18 protein-coding genes are annotated in these 18,659 nt (G+C 68.4%); 10 read left to right on the top strand and 8 right to left on the bottom strand.

Annotated features, from left to right (window positions below):
* The first annotated feature begins 166 nt into the window (after nucleotides 1-166).
* From AMK34_RS04840 to AMK34_RS04815, 6 genes are all read left to right on the top strand, one after another.
* Nucleotides 167-619: a (2Fe-2S)-binding protein gene (locus AMK34_RS04840; protein WP_038513372.1), complete on the top strand. Its 453-nt coding sequence runs from the start codon at nucleotides 167-169 to the stop codon at nucleotides 617-619.
* Nucleotides 606-1,568, top strand: a complete 963-nt coding sequence (locus AMK34_RS04835; protein ID WP_073843214.1) for an FAD binding domain-containing protein — start codon at nucleotides 606-608, stop codon at nucleotides 1,566-1,568. Before AMK34_RS04840 ends, AMK34_RS04835 begins: the two co-directional genes overlap by 14 nt.
* Nucleotides 1,565-3,739, top strand: a complete 2,175-nt coding sequence (locus AMK34_RS04830) for a xanthine dehydrogenase family protein molybdopterin-binding subunit (protein ID WP_073843212.1) — start codon at nucleotides 1,565-1,567, stop codon at nucleotides 3,737-3,739. The genes AMK34_RS04835 and AMK34_RS04830 overlap by 4 nt, the downstream gene beginning before the upstream one ends.
* 109 nt (nucleotides 3,740-3,848) lie before the next feature.
* On the top strand, nucleotides 3,849-4,079 hold the full coding sequence (locus AMK34_RS04825) for a hypothetical protein (RefSeq protein ID WP_073843210.1): 231 nt from the start codon (nucleotides 3,849-3,851) through the stop codon (nucleotides 4,077-4,079).
* A gap of 259 nt (nucleotides 4,080-4,338) precedes the next feature.
* Nucleotides 4,339-5,964 (top strand): carboxylesterase/lipase family protein, encoded by a 1,626-nt coding sequence (locus AMK34_RS04820; protein WP_073843208.1) that lies wholly within the window; start codon nucleotides 4,339-4,341, stop codon nucleotides 5,962-5,964.
* 38 nt (nucleotides 5,965-6,002) lie between these two features.
* Nucleotides 6,003-6,905, top strand: a complete 903-nt coding sequence (locus AMK34_RS04815) for an SAM-dependent methyltransferase (protein WP_241832683.1) — start codon at nucleotides 6,003-6,005, stop codon at nucleotides 6,903-6,905.
* Here AMK34_RS04815 and AMK34_RS04810 read toward each other — a convergent pair.
* Nucleotides 6,884-7,819: an ornithine cyclodeaminase family protein gene (locus AMK34_RS04810; RefSeq protein ID WP_073843206.1), complete on the bottom strand. Its 936-nt coding sequence runs from the start codon at nucleotides 7,817-7,819 to the stop codon at nucleotides 6,884-6,886. The genes AMK34_RS04815 and AMK34_RS04810 overlap by 22 nt on opposite strands.
* 12 nt (nucleotides 7,820-7,831) lie before the next feature.
* Nucleotides 7,832-8,845 (bottom strand): proline racemase family protein, encoded by a 1,014-nt coding sequence (locus tag AMK34_RS04805; protein WP_073844568.1) that lies wholly within the window; start codon nucleotides 8,843-8,845, stop codon nucleotides 7,832-7,834.
* A gap of 59 nt (nucleotides 8,846-8,904) precedes the next feature.
* Between AMK34_RS04805 and AMK34_RS04800 the strand changes: the two genes are divergently transcribed.
* Entirely contained in the window at nucleotides 8,905-9,573 is a 669-nt protein-coding gene (locus AMK34_RS04800) for a GntR family transcriptional regulator (protein WP_073844566.1), read from the top strand.
* On the opposite strand, the gene AMK34_RS04795 is transcribed toward AMK34_RS04800, so the two are convergent.
* From AMK34_RS04795 to AMK34_RS04775, 6 genes are all read right to left on the bottom strand, one after another.
* Nucleotides 9,531-9,974 (bottom strand): DUF6389 family protein, encoded by a 444-nt coding sequence (locus AMK34_RS04795; RefSeq protein WP_073843204.1) that lies wholly within the window; start codon nucleotides 9,972-9,974, stop codon nucleotides 9,531-9,533. The genes AMK34_RS04800 and AMK34_RS04795 overlap by 43 nt on opposite strands.
* Nucleotides 9,975-9,984: 10 nt before the next feature.
* A complete protein-coding gene (locus AMK34_RS04790; RefSeq protein WP_241832682.1) occupies nucleotides 9,985-10,329 on the bottom strand; it encodes a hypothetical protein in 345 nt (114 codons plus the stop codon).
* A gap of 176 nt (nucleotides 10,330-10,505) precedes the next feature.
* Nucleotides 10,506-10,964 carry a GreA/GreB family elongation factor gene (locus AMK34_RS04785; protein ID WP_073843202.1) on the bottom strand — a complete coding sequence of 153 codons (459 nt, stop codon included), beginning with the start codon at nucleotides 10,962-10,964 and terminating at the stop codon, nucleotides 10,506-10,508.
* Nucleotides 10,965-11,054: 90 nt separating this feature from the next.
* Nucleotides 11,055-11,225, bottom strand: coding sequence for a hypothetical protein (locus AMK34_RS43110; protein ID WP_198941628.1), 171 nt, complete (start codon nucleotides 11,223-11,225; stop codon nucleotides 11,055-11,057).
* A gap of 11 nt (nucleotides 11,226-11,236) precedes the next feature.
* Nucleotides 11,237-12,499 (bottom strand): NAD(P)/FAD-dependent oxidoreductase, encoded by a 1,263-nt coding sequence (locus tag AMK34_RS04780; RefSeq protein ID WP_073843200.1) that lies wholly within the window; start codon nucleotides 12,497-12,499, stop codon nucleotides 11,237-11,239.
* A 107-nt stretch (nucleotides 12,500-12,606) separates the two neighbouring features.
* A complete protein-coding gene (locus tag AMK34_RS04775; RefSeq protein ID WP_073843198.1) occupies nucleotides 12,607-14,142 on the bottom strand; it encodes a PucR family transcriptional regulator in 1,536 nt (511 codons plus the stop codon).
* 173 nt (nucleotides 14,143-14,315) lie between these two features.
* Here AMK34_RS04775 and AMK34_RS04770 point away from each other — a divergent pair, with 173 nt between their 5' ends.
* The 3 genes from AMK34_RS04770 (at nucleotide 14,316) to AMK34_RS04760 (ending at nucleotide 18,591) form a co-directional block, all read left to right on the top strand.
* Nucleotides 14,316-15,884, top strand: coding sequence for a discoidin domain-containing protein (locus AMK34_RS04770; RefSeq protein ID WP_073843196.1), 1,569 nt, complete (start codon nucleotides 14,316-14,318; stop codon nucleotides 15,882-15,884).
* A gap of 87 nt (nucleotides 15,885-15,971) precedes the next feature.
* On the top strand, nucleotides 15,972-17,531 hold the full coding sequence (locus AMK34_RS04765; protein ID WP_073843194.1) for a discoidin domain-containing protein: 1,560 nt from the start codon (nucleotides 15,972-15,974) through the stop codon (nucleotides 17,529-17,531).
* Between the two features lie 16 nt (nucleotides 17,532-17,547).
* Entirely contained in the window at nucleotides 17,548-18,591 is a 1,044-nt protein-coding gene (locus AMK34_RS04760) for a hypothetical protein (protein ID WP_073843192.1), read from the top strand.
* The last annotated feature ends 68 nt before the right edge of the window (nucleotides 18,592-18,659 follow it).

Raw genomic sequence — 18,659 nt, 5'->3', positions numbered from 1 at the left:
AACCTGGAGCGACTCCAGGAGTGGACACCGACCTTGCCGGGTGGATCGCGATCCGCTAACTTGAATCGAAGCGGATGAATATCCGTTTCGATTCACGAACGGACTCCCACCACCTCAACCTACGCCGTCCTGGCCGCGGCCAGGACGATCTGCGGAAAGAGTTTCAGTGGACATCTCACTCGAAGTCAATGGCAGGACGGAACACCTGAGTGTCGATCCCGGGGTGACCCTGCTGGACACGCTGCGAGAGCGGCTCGCCGTCACGGGTCCGAAGAAGGGCTGCGACAGGGGGCAGTGCGGCGCCTGCACGGTGCACGTCGGCGGACGGCCGGTGCTGTCCTGTCTCACCTTGGCCGCCACCGTGAAACAGCCGGTGACCACGGTCGAAGCACTGTCCACTGAGGACGTTCTGCATCCGGTCCAGCAGGCGTTCGTGGACCAGGACGCCCTGCAGTGCGGATTCTGCACGTCCGGGCAGATCATGTCGGCGGTCGCCGCCGTCGAACAGGACGTCGAGGACGTCCGCGAGTTCATGTCCGGCAATCTCTGCCGGTGCGCGGCGTACCCGAACATCATCGCGGCGGTCGAGCAGGCGAGGAGGGCCGATGCGTCCCTTTGAGCTTCTCGCACCCGAGACCGTCGAAGACGCGGTCGCTTCGCCCGGCACCTTCCTCGCGGGCGGCACCACCCTCGTCGACCTGATGAAGCTGAACGTCCTGACACCACGACAGGTCCTGGACATCAACGCGGTCCCGCTGCGCGGCATCGACACCACCGACGGGCTGCGCTTCGGCGCGCTGGAGCGGATGGGCGACATCGCCGGACACGCCGGGGTGTACCCGATGATCTCCCGGGCGCTGCTGCTCAGCGCGTCCCAGCAGATCCGGAACATGGCCAGCATCGGCGGAAACCTCATGCAGCGCACGCGCTGCTCGTACTTCCGTGACGTCGCCATGCCGTGCAACCGGCGGGTGCCGGGCAGCGGCTGCCCGGCGATCGAGGGCGCCAACCGGATGCACGCCGTGCTGGGCACGAGCGATGCGTGCGTGGCGACCCACGCCAGCGACGTCGCCGTCGCCCTGGTCGCCCTCGACGCGCGGCTCCGGCTGGTCAGCGAGAGCGGGAGCCGCACCGTCGACCTGGCCTCGTTCTACCGGCAGCCCGGTGAGACCCCCGAGGTCGAGACCGATCTGCGGCCCGGCGAGCTGATCGCCGAGGTGGTGGTCCCTCGGCTGGACTGGGCGTCGAACTCCACGTACGTCAAGGTGCGTGACAGGCAGTCCTACGAGTTCGCGCTGTGTTCCGCGGCGGTCGCGCTGCGGGTCGAGGACTCGCGCATCGTCGATGCCCGGGTCGCGGCGGGCGGTGTGGCGACCGTGCCGTGGCGGCTGCCGGCCGTCGAGGAGGCCCTGCGGGGCGCGCCCGCGACCGTCACCGCTTTCGAAGAGGCGGCGTCGCTGGCCGCCGTGGGCGCGCGCCCGCTGTCCGCGAACGCGTTCAAGCCGTCGTTGCTGCGGCGGACCATCGTCCGCGCGCTGCTCGAACTGACCGAAGGGAACCGCTCATGACCAGCAGGGTGGACGGGCCGCTGAAGGTCACCGGCCGGGCCGAGTACGGGGCGGACTTCACTTTTCCCGGGCTGGTCCACGGCTACGTCGTACTGAGCACCGTCGCCCACGGTGAGATCGACCTGATGGACGTCACGGCGGCGAAGGAAGCTCCGGGCGTGGTCGGGGTGTACACGCCGTTCGACACGCTGCAGTTGCACACGCCCGCGACGCCGGTCATGGGTGAGACCTGGGTTCCTTTGCAGGACAAGGAAGTCACCTACTACGGCCAGCCGATCGCCTTCGTGGTCGCCGAGACGTACGAGCAGGCGCGCGACGCGGCGATGCTGGTCGAGGTCTTCTATCAGACCCGGCCCGCCCTGACTTCGCTGCAGGACGGCCTCGCCTCGGCCGAAGACGCGCCTGACGGGCGGGGCGGTCCGTCGTCCCTCGCGATCCTCGCCGAGGGGGTCGAGTCGATCGAAGAGGCGCTCGCGGAGAGTCCGGTGGTCGTCGAGGCCACGTACACCACCGCGACGCAGAATCATGCCGCGATGGAACCGCATTCGGCGGTCGCGGTCTGGGGGCCCGACGGACTCACGATCCACAGCGGCAACCAGGCCTCCGATCTGCAGGCGGCGGAACTGGCGATGGCGCTCGGCGTGGAGCCGACCGAGGTGCACGCGGTGAACCCGTTCGTGGGCGGTGCGTTCGGTGGGAAGGGACACACGTCCACCCCGGCGTTCCTGGCCGCGGCCGCGGCGAGGGCGCTGGGCAGGCCGGTGAAGGCCGTGCTCAGCCGGGAACAGGTCTTCACCGCGACCGCGGGCCGGGCCGCGACGGTGCAGAAGATCGCCCTCGGCGCGGAACACGACGGCACGCTCAACGCGCTCCAGCACGACTCGTGGTGCAGCACGCCCATGGACCGGTCGTTCGTCGAGCCGACCTCGCACGGCACCTCGCGCGAGTGGTACGCCACCCGCAACCTGTCCATCAGCCAGAAGATGGTGCCGCTCAACATCCCGCCGACCACCTTCATGCGGGCACCGGGAGAAGCGCCCGGGTCTTTCGCGCTGGAAAGCGCGATCGACGAACTCGCGGTCGCGCTGCGCATGGACCCGATCGAGCTGCGGCAGCGGAACAACTCGACCGCTCCGCCCGGCAAGGACCTGCAGTGGTCGAGCAAGCATCTCGACGAATGCTTCCGGGTCGGCGCGGAGCGGTTCGGCTGGGCCGACCGCTCACCCGAAGGGCGGACCGACGGCGACTGGCTCGTGGGCATGGGCACGGCCACCGCCATGTTCCCCGCGCTGCGATTCCCGGCCACGGTCGAGATCACCCTGCTGCCCGACGACACGGCCGCCGTCGCGACCAGCGGGGCCGACCCGGGCACGGGCCTGCTGACCGTGCTCTCCCTGGTCGGCGGGGAGTCGCTCGACATCTCGCCGGATCGGGTCAAGGCGCGGCTCGGTGACTCGCGCCTGCCGTCCGGAGGTATGTCCGGCGGTTCGACGGCGACCGCGAGCGCCGGGACGGCCATCATGATCGCCGCCGCCAAGGCGATCGACGAGCTGCTGGCGCTGGCGTCGGCCCCGGGTGCGCCGTTCGAAGGCATGGAGGTCGCCTACGCGGACGGTCGCGTGCAGGCCGGCGAGCGGATGATGACCTTCGGCGAGCTGTTGCGCGCTCTTGGCCGGCCGGCGCTGTCCGTGACCGGTTCTTCGGCGCCCGGCGAGGAGCTGACGAAGCATTCGTTCAGCTCGTTCGGAGCACAGTTCTGCGAAGTCCGCGTGCACAAATGGACACGCGAGATCCGGGTGTCGCGCATGCTCGGGGTGTTCGACGCCGGTCGGATCATCAACCCGAAGGCGGCGCGAAGCCAGATCATGGGCGGCATGATCTGGGGTGTCTCGGCCGCTCTGCACGAGGGGCTGGAGATCGAGGAGAACGGGCGCTTCGCCAACGGGGATTTCGCGAGCTACCTGATCCCGGTGAACGCGGACATCCCCGAGGTCGACGTCCACTTCGTCGAGTACCCGGACACGTTGCACAACTCGGTCGGCGCGAAGGGTCTCGGCGAGATCGGCACCGTCGGGATGGCGGCGGCGGTCGCGAACGCCGTCCACAACGCCACCGGCATCCGGGTGCGGCACATCCCCATCGTGATCGAAGATCTCCTCGACGAGTCCTAGAAGGGTGTGGAGATTCGGGACACGTCACGTCCCGAATCTCCACGCTCGCGTCCGCCGTGCGGCATCATGTCTCCCTGATCGCGTCTTCTCTACGGAATCAGGAACGAGCATGAGCGGCTTCGGCAAGTGGAATCTCGGCATCGGTGCCGTTCTGATGGCGGCGGCGGTGCTGTGCTCGAAGCTGGACCTGATCCCCGCCGCGGTGATCGTCGGCATCCTCGGCCTGCTCGGCCTCTGCATCGCGGGTTACGACCTGATCGACGGCTGGTCGGAACGGGCCGACCTGCGCCGCCGGGAAGCCCGTGTCCTCCGCGAACGTGAAGGCCGCCAGGACCACTGAGTTTCGCGGCCTGTCCGTCCGAAGTGGAGAGACCAACCCGGCGAAAGACCATGTCCTCCCGCGATTTGACAATCCCGGCGCGACCGAACGGTGGTTGCGCCGGGATCGGGCGTGGCCAGACTGGAAAGATCGGGACACGGGCACTGTCGCCGTCGTGCCCGCGCCGGTAGGCCGTTTCGTTCGGTCTGTGGATGTCCACTCGTTGAATCGCGAATCTCTCGTTCGTCCCCTCGTGCCGGGCGGGAGTGAAGGAGGACGGATGAGACTCGACAGAAAGGTGGCCGCCGTCGTGGCGGCCGTCGTGCTGATGACGCCGTTGGCAGGCTCGGCGTCCATGGCCGGTGATCTGCGCGAAGCGAAGCAACCCACACCGGCCTGTTCGCCGGGTACCACGGTGACGACCGATGACGGGCCGGTGTGCGGTGTCGCCGGCGCCGCGGTCACGTCGTGGCAAGGGATCCGTTACGCCGCACCGCCGACCGGCGAACTGCGGTGGAAGCCGCCGCGGCGGCCCACCCCGTGGACCGAGCCGTTCGTCGCGACAACCGAGGGAAACCAGTGCGCGCAACCGGCAGGCGCGGGGCCGGGCTCCGACGACGAGGACTGCCTCAACCTGACGGTCCGGGTGCCCGCCAAGCGCGGCCCCGGCCCGCTCGCGGTGATGGTGCAGCTCCATGGAGGCGGGTTCCTGCTGTGGAAACCGCAGGACGCGAGCCGCTTGGTGACGGCAGGCAACGTCGTCAGCGTGGAGGTCAACTATCGGCTGGGGATCTTCGGTTTCCTGGCCCACGAGGCGTTCGGCGCGCAGGCCGGGAACTACGGACTGCAGGATCAGCAGGCCGCGTTGCGCTGGGTGCAGCGCAACATCTCGCGGTTTGGCGGCGACCCCCGCAACGTGACGATCTACGGTGCTTCCGCCGGCGGGTCGAGCGTCTGCGCCCACACGATTTCGCCCGCCTCGGCGGGGTTGTTCCAGCGCGGTATCAGCGAAAGCGGCGAGTACAACTCGCTGCTCGGCGTCGACACCGTGTGGCAGGCGCAGGACTGCAAAGCGAAGCTGCCCACCGAAGCGCAGGCTCAGCGCACCGGGGCACGGTTCGCCGCGGCCGTCGGTTGCGGCGACGTCGCCGAAGCAGCCGCCTGCCTGCGTAAGACGCCTGCCGCGGTGTTGCTCAAGCAGGCGGATCACGGGAGAAACCCCGACAACGGGACGGTCGCGCCGATCGTGGACGGGAAGACGTTGCCGATGTCGCCAGGGGAGGCCTTCGCCACCGGGCGCGTCAACGACGTCGCGCTGATGCACGGCGTCGCTCGCGACGAGACACAGTTGCCGTCCGCCTCGACTCCGGCCGACTACGAGAAACTGGTGCGCCAGCAGTACGGCAAGCACGCCACCGCGGTCCAACGCCTCTATCCGCTGACCCGGTTCCCCGCGCCCGCGCCGTTCCTCGCCTTCCGGACGATCGTGGCCGACTCCAACTCGGTCTGCCCTTCGATGATCAACAACGAACGGCTGGCCGAACACCTCCCGGTCTTCGCCTACCAGATGGACGATACGGACGTCCCGCCGCAGTTCTTCCTCGATCCCACCAAACCGAACGGCGCCTACCACATCGCCGAATGGCTCCTGCTGTTCCCGGACGGCGTCGAACTCGCGCCGAATCAGCAGGTCCTGTCCGACCAGCTCGTCGCGCAGTGGACCGGGTTCGCCCGCACCGGTGATCCGACCGTGGACGGCACTCCGCGTTGGGATCGTTTCACTGCTGAGAATCCCGTCGTCATGTCGCTCAACGCCGCGGGGGACAGCAGGCTCACGACCGACATCCCGCGTCAGCATCATTGCGGATTCTGGAAGAAGCTGACCCCGTTCGCCGAAGGACGCTGACCGGAAACGATAATCCGGGAAAGTCCACGGGGAGGATCATGTCCACCAGGCACGACGGAGACAGCTGGGATCTGGTTTCCAGCGTCGGCACGACCGCGACCATGGCCGCGACGGCGCGGGCGATGGCCACGCGCGCGGATCGTTCGCTCATCGACGACCCGTTCGCCGAACCCCTCGTCCGGGCGGTGGGCGTCGACTCCCTCACCCGGCTCGCGTCGGGGGAAACCGCCCCCGGCGAACTCGTCGAGCAGGTGTGGATCGACGTCGCCAAGGTCCGCACCAAGTTCTACGACGAGTTCTTCCTCGACGCCACCGAAGCCGGGATCGCGCAGGTCGTGATCCTGGCTTCGGGGCTGGATTCCCGGGCGTACCGGTTGCCTTGGCCTGCCGGGACCGTGGTGTACGAACTCGACCAGCCGCAGGTCATCGAGTTCAAGACACGCACGCTGGCCGAACTGGGCGCGGAGCCCACCGCCGACCGGAGGGCGGTCGCGGCCGACCTCCGCGCCGACTGGCCCGCTGCCTTGGGCGCCGTCGGTTTCGATCCTGCTCAGCCGACGGCGTGGAGTGCCGAAGGTCTTCTCGGCTACCTGCCACCCGAGGCGCAGGACGACCTGCTGGACCGCATCACCGAGCTCAGCGCACCGGGAAGCCGCGTGGCCACCGAAAGCAGGCCGAACCCCCGGCCGGGCGAGGAAGACGAGACGAAGGAACGCCTGAACCGCATGTCCGAACGCTGGCGCGAGCAGAGCGTCGACACCGACATGGCGAGGCTGCGTTACTTCGGCGAGCGCAACGAGGCCGGTCCGTACCTGGCCGATCGCGGCTGGACCCTGACCGGAATCACCATCCGGGAACTGTTCGCCGTCAACGGTCTGCCCGCGTTGACGGACGACGGCATGCGGATGGGGGACATGCGCTACGTCAGCGGGATCCTCTGACTTGCCTGCCTGGCAGCGAGAAGACGCGCGATCGCCCAGTCCTGCATGGCCACCCCGACGGACTTGAAGACCGTGCGGCCTCCCGAGTTCACGACTCCGTCGGTCAGCGCGGTACCCAGTTCGACGAGGTCGTCCTCGGTGATGGCCCCCGCCGCGAGAGCGTGGATGATCTCACCGGACTCCTCGAGGATCGCGTCTCGTTCGTCGATCACGACGGTCGCGTCGGCGAGCAGTTCGTCGGGCAGTTCTCGCATGGTGGGGCGGTACGCGCCGATGGCGTTGACGTGGGCGTGTTCGGCCAGCGATTCGAGGGAGAACAGGGGTGTGGTGGACGTCGTCGCGCAGCAGACGATGTCCACGTCGCGAACGGCCTCGTCGGCATCGGTGAGGACGACGGCGCTGATGTCCAGTTCCGCGCCGAGTGCCTTGCCCAGCGCTTCGGCGCGTTCGAGTCCGCGGCTGACGATCCTGAGCTCGGTCAGCGGCCGGACGGTGTGCACGGCGCGGATCTGGTCGGCCGCCTGCCCGCCCGCGCCGATGAGGGTGCACGTCTTCGCTTCCGGCGGGGCCAGCAGATCGGTCGCGACGCCGGTGATGGCGCCGGTGCGGAGGCGGGTCACCTCGATGGCGTCGGCGACGAGCTGACGGCTGTGGCCGAGTTCGCTCCAGACGACGGTGCCGGCGATGGCCGGGTCGCGGTCGAAGTCGAGGCTCAAGGTCTTGATCATCGCCGACGCGGTCGGACGGTGGTGCGCCGACATCACGAGGAATCCGCCGTCGCGCAACACGGTTCGCGTCGGCATTTCGAACTCTCCGCGGTGCAGGGCGAGAAACCCGTCCCGGACCGCGTCGATCGCGGCGGGCATGGACACGGCGGACCGGATCTCGTCCGGGCCGAAGGTCACGACGTCCACGAATCCTCCTTGTCAGCGCAGTACGAAGCCCGGGACCAGGTCGTCGTCGGGGTCCACGACGAACCGGTGGTGACCGGTGCGGAACGCGCGACCGGTCACGATGGGCAGCACCGCGTTCCGGCCGGCGACCACGGTCGTGTCCGCGATCCGGGCGGACCACGTCGAACCGACGATCGACGAGTGGACGAGGGTGCCTTCCGTCGCCAGCCGTCCGGACGAGTGCAGAGCCGCGACGCGGGAGGCGGTCCCCGAACCGCAGGGCGACCTGTCCACCTGCCCGTCGGCGAAGACGGTCACATTGCGCTGGCGGACGTCTCCGTCCTCGTCGCCGAGTTCGTCGAAGAAGATCACGCCGTAGACGCCGCTGAGACGCGGATCGAGCGGGTGCTCGGCGTACGCGGTCGCGTTGATCTCGTTCTTGATCTCCCGCCCCAGCGTGATCAATTCGGGTAGCGAGGCCGTGTCGACGGAGAGGCCGAAGGTCGCCGCCGTCACGTGGGCGTAGATGGCGCCGCCGAACGCGACCGTGCAAGAGGCGGCGCCTCGCGAGGTTTCCACGACGACCTCGTCATGGAGCAGGTAGCCGGCGACGCTGACGAAGTCGACCGCGGTGACCTTCGATTCGGCCGTGGAGACCCGCGCGGTCACCCGTCCGGACGGAACGTCGATCACGACGTCGGTGACGCCGCCGGGATCGACGGGCACCAGCCCGGTCTGGACCGCCCAGGTGCCCAGGCACATGGTGCCGTGGCCGCACGCGGCGGAGAAGCCGTCCTTGTGCCAGAAGAGAACGCCGAAATGGGCGCCCGGATCGTCCGGCGCGACGATGAAACCGCCGTACATGTCGGCGTGCCCGCGAGGCTCGGAGCAGAGCAACTGTCGCAAACCGTCGACCTCGGGATCGACGGCGGCCGCGACGCGCTTTTCCGCGACCGTCGCTCCGGCCGGCCCGGCCGTCGCCGTGACGATCCTGAACGGTTCGCCACCGCAGTGGTAATCCACCGCCTCGATCCCGTCGTCCGTCATGGTGAACGAACGTAACATGTGACATTGTACTGAGACAACGCCTGGTGAAGGGGTCGATGATGGGTGCGGTCGAAGGACTGTCGTCGATCGGTGGTCGTCGCAACCTGCGCGACGAGGTCATCGAGAACCTTCGCGGTGCGGTGATCTCCGGCGAGATGCGCCCCGGTGTCGTCTACTCGGCGCCCACGCTGGCCGAACAGTTCGGTGTGTCCGCGACGCCGGTGCGGGAGGCGATGCTCGACCTCGTCAAGGAAGGGCTCATGGAAACCGTGCGCAACAAGGGTTTCCGGGTCACCGAGCCAACCGAACACGAACTCGACGACTTCACCGAGCTACGTGCCCTCATCGAGGTGCCCACCGTGCGCCGCATCGCCGAGACGGGCGCCGACGCCGACGCTCTGAAGCGACTCCGCGAGCTCGCGGCCGGGATCGAGCGCGCTTCCGTCGAGCAGGACCTGATCGGGCACGTCAGATTCGACATGGAGTTCCATCTCGCGCTGCTGGGACTGGCAGGCAACGAACACCTCGTCGAAATCGTCCGGTCGCTGCGTGCCCGATCACGGATCTACGGCCTCAAGGTCCTGGCCGAACGCGGACAGCTCGTCGCCTCGGCACGCGAACATGCCGAACTCGTCGACCTCGTCGAGGCTCGTGACGCCGACGGTGCGGAGGCGCTGATGCGTCGTCACATCGGGCATGTCCGCGGTATCTGGGCGGCCGAGCCGTAGCCGTCCGGGCAGGAGACCTCCACCGGAATCGAAGGCTGCGGGTCGAACGTCCGGATCCAGACCGAGTCGAGCCACTCGACGACCGTGTCCACGATGAGGTCCGCCGAAAGGCCTCGTGGGAGCGGCGGTACGTCGGGTTCCCAGCCTGTCTCGTGGTGGACGACGCCGAACAGGTGGCGGTGCTCGTCGATCGGTTTGTTGATGACATAGGAGTCCGGGCCCTCGAACCGGGCCCAGACATCGAAGGTGCCCTCGCCGTCCTGGTCGGGGAACACCTCGATCCGCACGCTCTCGACGCTGTCGCCGATCGCTCCGACGATCACCCTCAGCCGCGCGGCGACGTCGTCGGAATGCGCGTCGAGGACGCGGCGAAGTCGGCGGCGGTACTCGTCTTGGTCCACACAGGACAATCTAGCGTCGGCTCGGTGTCGTGACGTGGGCGTCGTCGAGGATGAGCGGTCGCCACTCGTCGGCACCAGTGCGGCCGTGCCCCGGATCGATACCGGTGAACACACGCCCTCCGATCCGTACGCGAACGTGGCGGGCCCGCCAGTCGACCGTCGCACGGTGCCGGATTCGGCCCGCGCATCGCCAGGTCCGCTCGGCGAACCGCACGACCGTGGAGTGCCCGTGGACCTGGCCGAACGGTACGACGCCGAAGTAGCCCATCCACGGTTCGTGCAAGGCCGCTCCCGATTCGGCCCACAAGGGCCCTGCGTCCTCGTCGCGGCCGTGTTCGCCTCTTTCCCAGATCAAGTCCGGGCGCTCATTGAGGATCGCCGCGGTTTCCGTCGCCGACGTCGGTCCTCCCAGACGCTGCCAGCAGGCGAGCGTCAGACCCGCGTGCGTGACCAGAAGTTCTTCGCCGTCGGCGGTCCGTAGCCGGTCGTCAGGGCCCAGGTTACGGAATCTCGCGCCGGGAGACGCTAGCCTCAGTCGGCGGCCTCCCGATGCCGACCGTAAGGCTTGGCGTCCAGCAACGTGACGTGGACCGACCCGCCGCTCGGCACGAGATATTCCCGCCGGTCACCCGGTTTCGCGCCGTGCAGCGCGCGCCCGAGCGGCGAATCGGGCGAGTAGACCTCCAGGGCGCCGTGTCCCGCCTCGTCGCGGGTGCCGAGCAGGAAGGTCTCGGTGTCGCCGTCGTCGTATCGGACGGTGAGCACCATGCCGGGTTCGGCGATCCCGTCATCGGGTGGATCCTGCCCGACGACGGCGCCGCGCAGCATGTCCTCGATCTGCCGGATCCGTGCCTGCCGGTGGGCGTTGTGCGTGATTTCGTCGTCGCCGTACCGGTCGTCGGTGCCGGGGCGCCGCAACGTCGCGAGCTCCCGCACCAGCCGAGCGTGCGCTTCCTTGGTCAACCAAGGGCCTGACGAGACGGTGGACATGGTGGTGATCGCCTTTCGGTGGATACGTCTGTGAGGGCCGGGCGCGGAAAGGACCCAGCCCCCACAGACCTTCGATGAGTCCCGCTTCGGTCAGCGGGTCTCGGGTTCACGGGATCGTCGTTGGAAGGCGCCCGCGTCGGTGGCGAACCCGATCGCGGCCTTCAGCAGAAGATCCTTCTCGGTGCGCAGCAGGGCGTTCTCGGCGCGGAGCCGGTCCACTTCGGACTGTTCGCCCGGTGGGATTTCGTTCTCTGGGAGCATTTCCGTCCGAATCAGCGAAGGGGGTCGAAGGGCCGCAGCGCCTCCGGCTGTTTGCCGGTGGTGATGTGCTCGGCCAGAAGGCGTCCGGTGATCGGGCCGTGGGTCAGTCCCCACATCCCGTGTCCGCCCGCGACGTAGAGCCCGGGTGTGCTCGTCGCGCCGATCACGTGCCGCCCGTCGGTGGTGACGGGGCGGGAGCCGACCCATTCGTCGGTGCGCCGCTCCCAGTCCAAACCGGTGAGGTACGGCCGCGCCGAGGCGATGATCGCGGCGATCCTGGCCGGATCCAGCCGAGCGTCCGGTTTCCGGAACTCCATCGTCCCGGCCACGCGGAGCCCTCCGCGGTACGGCGTGCACGCCACGCGGATGTCCGGCAGGTAGAGCGGTCCGGGTACCGGTTCGTCGGTCGGCACGGTGAAGGAGTAGCCGCGTCCGGCCCGCACGGGGACCTTGACGCCCCACTTGCGGCCCAGGTCTCCGAGCCAGGCCCCGGTCGCCAGCACGACCGCGTTGGCGTTCACCGTCTGCCCCGTCTTCGAGCGCACGCTCAACGCGTGACGGTACGCACGCAGGGAAGCGACCTCGAACTTGTGGCGGATCGTCCCGCCCCGGCTCACCACCGACCGTGCCAGCGACTCGACGAACCGGCCAGGGTCCACGTAGCGCTGCCCGTCGATCCGGACACCGGCGCCGAGCCTGGCCGTGGCCTGGGGGAATCGTTCGGCGAGGTCGGCCGCGGTGAGACGGGTGTAGGAAATGCCCTGTCCCACTTCCTCGATCCGCCGAAGTTCGCCGATCAGCCCGGCGGCGTGGTCGGCGGTCTCGAACGCCGCCGTGATCGGCGCTTCGATGGTCGGCGCGTCCACGCCGTTCGTGGTGAGGACGTCGAACGCTTCCAGGCATTCGTCGTTCAGCGGCGCGTTCGCCTCGACCGCGCGGGTCCACGACCGGCCGGTGCAGTTCGCGGCGAACCGGGCGAGGAACGACCACAGGCGTGGGTCGGGCGACGGCGGAACGTGCAGCGGGGCTTGCCGGTCCAGCAGCGTCCGCAGCCCGTAGCGCAGTACGCCGGGTTCGTTGAGCGGGATCGAGAGCCCGGGGGAGAGCCAGCCGGCGTTGCCCCACGACGCGCCCGCCGCGATACCCGCGCGGTCGACCACCGTGACACTGACGCCGCGTTCCTGCAGGAACCACGCGGTCGACAGGCCGACCACGCCGGCTCCGATCACGATCGCCGAACGCGGGCCGCCGTCGATCCGGTCGAGATCGCCCATGAGTTCCTCCGCTACGAGTGGTGCTGTCGCGGTCAGGATGGCTCGGATTCAGGCGGTGTCGATTGTCCGGATCCGACAACGTGGGCAGATCGTTTTGGCCGGAACGGTCAAGGGGCGGGGTCGGACACGGCCAGCTCGATGATCATCGCCAGCCGTTTCGCGGGCTGGTCGAGGCGTAGTTCGGTCACTTCGGCCATCTTCCGGAGCCGATAGCGGATCGTGTTGGGGTGCACCTCCAGCCGCTCGGCGGCCTCCGCGAGATCCCCCTGCGCCTCGAGCCAGGCGCGCAGCGTCGCGACGTAGCTGGTGGCGTTCGCACTGTCGTGCCGCCGAAGCTCGGTGATCGGGCCGCGGGCGGGTGCCCGGCCGGACGCGGCCGCGGCCCGCAACCGTTGCACCAGGATGTCGTCCCAGGCCTCGTCGTAGGCGATCGCGGATTTCGTGCCGGGACGCACGCCGTGCAGCGCGAGACATTCGTCGGCTTCCAGCCTGCTGGCGGGCAGCTCGGCCGACGTCGCACCCGCCCCGATGCCGGCGAGCATCGTCACCTGCCGGGGCAGCGCCTCGCGGATCGAACCGACCCACGCCCTGGCCGCTTCGACGTCGTCCCCGGGCAGGACGGTGTAGACGGTGTTGCTGAACAGCGTGCTGCGGCCGGGGCGTGACCAGCCGAAACCGGTGGTCGCCCGCTCGAACGCGAGCAGCAGTGCGGCATGGCGCTCGTCGCCGATATGGGCCTGCAGCGCGATCACCCGGAACCGTCCGGGCGGCAGGCCGAGCCTGCTGAGCACGGCCGCCGCGTCCGGTGTGCCCTCCACCAGCCGGATCACCAGATCGGATTCGACCTGCCGCTCCAGATCCGCGCTCGCACGTGAGCGCAGCAGGTGGAGGCCGACCGTGCGGGAGCTGTCCCGCAGGACCGCGCGCCGGGCGTCGGAGAGCGGACGGTCGCATTCCACCCAGATCGAACCCAGCAGCTCCCGGCCCGCGCGGACCGCGACGACCATGCGTCCGGTCAGCCCGTGTTCCGGATCGGCCTCGACGAACAGCGGCTCGTCGGATTCGGCGAGGTGCCTGAACACACCCCGCCGTTCGAACAGTTCGCGGACCGGCTCCGGGACGAGCCTGCCCAGGATCGTCTCCAGCCGTGCCCGGTCGGCCAGATGCTGGCGGCTGGAGTAGGCGAGGACGCGGGACAGCCGGTCTTCGATGGTCACCGCGCTGCCGAGCGCGTCCGCCAGGCTGTCGGCGAGCGCGAACAGGTCGGTCGGCCCGCGGCCCGACTCGGTCTCGCGGCCCTCCAGCACCAGGCCGTACACCACGCCGGCGAGCTGTCCCCAGGACACGTCCGGGTCCACCAGCAGCACCGCGACGCCGCCGCGTTCCGCCCGTTCGGCCGCCTCGGGATCCGGCGACGAGCCGCGGACCAGGACGACGGAGGCGTGTGCCGCCGCGGCCAGCTCGACGGCGGCCGTGACCGACTCCGCGCCGACGGCGAGATACACGTCCCCGCGCAGGTCGCGGGGGTCGGCGGCGTCGTGCATGACCACGTCGCGCAAGGCCACCTCGCGCGACACCGGGCAGCACCACAACCGCGCCCCGTATCCACCGAGGACGTTCACGAGCCGATCCAGCGTCACCATGGCCGCGACCCTGCCATCAAATGGTGCCGGGCACCGCGCGATCACCCGTTGACTGTGAGTTTAAGAACCTTTTACACTGCGATCGTTAGGAAACTTACTTAACTAAGCGACTCCGGCTGACAGTCGCCGCCCACCGCCGGTACTCGCCGACTCCGCAACGTCGAGGAGTTCGCATGAAACGGAGAACACCCCTGGCCGGTGTCGCGGTGGCGACCCTGGCCCTGCTGGGGCAGACCTTGATCTCTTCGGGTACCACCGCGCAAGCGGAATCCCTGCTGTCAGCGGGCAAGCCGACGACCACGTCGTCGGTCGAGGCCGCCGAATTCGGTGGTGGCAACGCGGTCGACGGCAGCACCACGACCAGATGGGCCAGCGAGGAAGGGGTCGATCCGCAATGGATCGCAGTCGACCTCGGCGGGACCTCGACCGTCACCAAGGTCAAACTGAACTGGGAAGCCGCCTACGCCAAGACCTACAAGATCCAGGGCTCGGCCGACGGCCGGACCTGGACCGACATCAAGTCGGTCACCGGCGGCAACGGCGCCATCGACGAACACCTGGGCCTCAACGCGTCCGCGCGCCACATCCGTATCCACGGCACGGCCAGGGGAACGTCGTACGGCTATTCGTTGTGGGAGCTGGAAGTCTACGGTGACCGCTCCGGCAGCGGAGACACGCAGGCACCGACGGCGCCGACCGGTCTCGCCGCGACGGGCACCACCACCAACAGCGTCTCACTCGGCTGGACCGCGTCCACCGACAACGTCGGGGTCACCGAGTACGAGGTGCTCCGCGACGGGAACGTCGTCGGAATCACGGCGACGACCACCTACACCGACTCCGGGCTGGCGTCCGGAGCGGAGTTCGGCTACTCGGTGCGGGCACGGGACGCGGCCGGGAACGTCTCCGCGGCGAGTTCGGTGGTCAAGGCCTCCACCCAGCCCGGCGGAACCGGTCCCATCACCATCGCGGTCGGGGGTGACATCGCCAACCCCGAGCTCTTCTCGACGCATCAGGCGACCGCGAACCAGGTCGCCAGGATGAACCCGCAGTACGTGCTGACCGTCGGGGACAACCAATACCACAAGGGCACCATTTCCGAGTACCGCGCCCATTACGACAAGACGTGGGGCAAGTTCAAGAGCATCACCAAGCCCACGACGGGCAACCACGAATGGGACGACCAGCTCAGGGGGTACAAGGAGTACTTCGGCGCGATCGCGTACCCGAAGGGCTTGCCGTACTACAGCTACGACATCGGCGAGTTCCACTTCGTCGCGATGGACTCGAACCCGATCTACGGCGGCGGCGGTTCCGAGCAGGTGGCCTGGCTGCGCGACGACCTGGCGAAGAACACCAAGGCCTGCGTCATCGGGTACTGGCACCACCCGCGGTTCAACTCGGGCGAATACGGCGACAAGAAGCAGATCGCGCCGTTGTGGAACGAGCTGGCCAAGGTGAAGGCGGACATGGTGATGTCCGGGCACGACCACCATTACGAGCGGACGAAGCCGCTGGACGTCAACGGGCACGTCGACGAGGCCAACGGCGTGCGTTCGGTCATCACCGGTATCGGCGGGGACTACCTCTACACGAACTACAAGGAACGTGAAGGGGTGGAGAAGATCTTCGCCAAGCACGGCGTCATGAAGCTGATGCTGAACGGGAAGTCCTACTCCTGGGAGATCGTCGACACCAACGGGAACGTGCTCGACAAGGCGGGTCCGTACACCTGCCGCTGACAGCCGAGGTCCGGTGCCGTCCGCGGCACCGGACCCGGTCCGTGGTTCACGACGACGTAAGCACATCCAGGAGTACAGGTGAATCGAATGGTGAAGCCGGGCACCGCCGCGATCGCGGCGATCGTCCTGCTCGCTCAGCCCGTGATCGCTTCCAGCGCCACGGCCGGACCGGTGGAATCACTGCTGTCGGTCAACAAACGGACCACGACGTCCACCGTCGAGAACGAGAGTTTCAGCGGTGCTCTCGCCGTCGACGGCGATTCGACGACCCGCTGGGCGAGCCTGGAGGGCGATCCACAGTGGATCGCCGTCGACCTCGGCGGCCCGGCGGACATCAGCCGGGTCAAGGTCTTCTGGGAATCGGCCCACGCGAAGGACTACCAGGTCCAGGCGTCCGACGACGGCCAGAACTGGCGTGACGTGAAGACCGTGGTGGGGAGCGACGGCGGACTCGACGAGTTCACCGGTCTGAACACCTCCGCCCGGCACGTCCGGATCTTCGGCACGGCACGGGCGACCGTTTACGGATACTCGCTGTGGGAACTGGAGGTCTACGGCGTCCGGACCGGCGACGGCGACATCCAGCCGCCGTCGGTGCCATCGGGACTCCGGCAGGCGTCGTCCACCACCGAGAGCATCACGCTCGGCTGGAACCCGGCGAGCGACAACGTCGGAGTCGTCGAGTACGAGATCCTGCGCAACGGCAACGTGATCGGCAGGTCCGCCACGACGTCCTACACCGATGCGTCGCTGGCTTCGGGCTTCGACTTCCACTACGCGGTGCGGGCGCGGGACGCGGCAGGAAACCTGTCCGGGTCGACCGCGCCGGTGAAGGCGTCCACCCGGCCGACCCCGTCCGATGGCATCGTCATCGCGCTCGCCGGCGACATCGCCAAACCGGAACTGCCTTCCGAGCACCAGCAGACCGCGGAGCTCGTCTCGAAGATCAAGCCTCGATACGTGCTGACGGTCGGAGACAACCAGTACGTCGACGGCACCATCGAAGAATTCCGGTCCTACTACGACAAGACGTGGGGCAAGTTCAAGAAGATCACCAAACCCACGCCGGGCAACCACGAGTGGAACAACGAGCTGGCGGGGTACAAACAGTACTTCGGCAAGATCGCGACGCCGAAGGGTAAGCCGTACTACAGCTTCGACGTCGGAGCCTTCCATTTCGTCGCGCTCGATTCGGACCCGGTGTACAACGGCGGCGGCGCCGAGCAGGTCGCCTGGCTGCGCAAGGACCTCGCGAAGACGAAGAAGTCCTGTATCGCCGGCTACTGGCACCACCCGCGCTTCAACTCGGGGAATTCCGGTGACGCGAAGAGCGTGGCGCCGTTGTGGAACGAGCTGGCCAGGGCGAAGGCGGACGTCGTGTTCGCCGGGCACGACCACCATTACGAGCGGACGAAGCCGCTGGACGTCAACGGGCACGTCGACGAGGCCAACGGCGTGCGTTCGGTCATCGCCGGTATCGGCGGCGACAGCCTGTACCTCGATTACAAAGCCCGCGAAGGCGTCGAGAAGATCCTGGGCAAGCACGGGGTGATGAAGCTGGTCCTCAAGGGAAAGACCTATTCCTGGGAGATCATCGGCACCAACGGCGAACTGCTCGACAAAGCAGGCCCGTACCGCTGCCGGTGACGGGGAAGGAGACGGGATGAAGCTTCCGGTGAAGTTCGTCGTCGCGCTGGCGGGTGTCGCCGCGCTTGCCGCCGCCTCGGTGGTGTACGTGGTGCAGGCCAAGGCGAAGAGCCCCGAGCGACAAGCGGCCGACGCGACGGTCGCCGTGGATTCCGCGGGGCAGGTCGGACTGGGGGAGCAGGGCAGACTGCTGTTCCGCAACGGCGCTTCGGGGCCGGGGTACGGCAACGTCGCCTCGGTCCCCGTCTCCGATCCCGGAGGGCCGCGACGGATCAGCTCGCTCACGTGCGAACGGTTCTACACCGTGGCGAACGGTGGCCTGTGCCTGGCGAAGGACTCCACGCCGATGGCGGGTGCGGTCGCCCGGTTCGTCGATGCCGCGCTCGGCGAGGTCAAACGAGTCGACGTCCCCGGAATCCCCAACCGCGCGAAGCTCTCACCCGGCGGCCGGATGGGGAGCTGGACCACCTTCGTCACCGGTGACTCCTACTCGACGCCCGGCACCTTCTCGACGCGCACGGCCATCATGGATCGCGAGCTGAACGAACTGTCGAGCAACATCGAGGGCATCCCGTTGCGGATCGGGGACGTGCCCCATCGTGGCGAGGACGTCAACTACTGGGGCGTCACGTTCGCCGCGGACGAGCGGACGTTCTATGCCACGGTCGCCACCGGCGGGCGGACTTATCTGGTGCAGGGCGACAACACGGCGTGGAACGCCCGCACGCTGCGGGAGAACGCGGAATGTCCTTCGCTGTCGCCGGACGGGAAGAAACTCGCGTTCAAGAAGCGGGTGGTGGAGGGCGACGTCAACCCGTGGCGGGAACACGTGCTGGATCTGGCCACGATGCGTGAGACCCCGCTGGCGGAAACGCGCAGTGTGGACGACCAGGTGGTGTGGCTCGACAACGACACCATCGGGTACAGCCTGCCGCGCGGGAACGGGAAGGAAAGCGACATCTGGGCCGTGCCCGCGGACGGCAGTGGCGCGGCGCGGCTGCTGGTTCCGCTCGCGTCGTCGCCGTCGGTCACGGGTGGTCTCGGCAAGACCTCGTCGTGACTTACTGAGGGGTCCCGTCACGAGTCGTCCGCCTGGACACGCGTGTCGTCCGTCTGATCACGTGTGTC

Origin of the sequence: Amycolatopsis sp. CB00013, from assembly GCF_001905755.1 — a bacterium.
Lineage (GTDB): Bacteria > Actinomycetota > Actinomycetes > Mycobacteriales > Pseudonocardiaceae > Amycolatopsis > Amycolatopsis japonica.
Note: the sequence above shows the minus strand (reverse complement) of the source record. Positions and strands in the feature narration are given on the sequence as shown.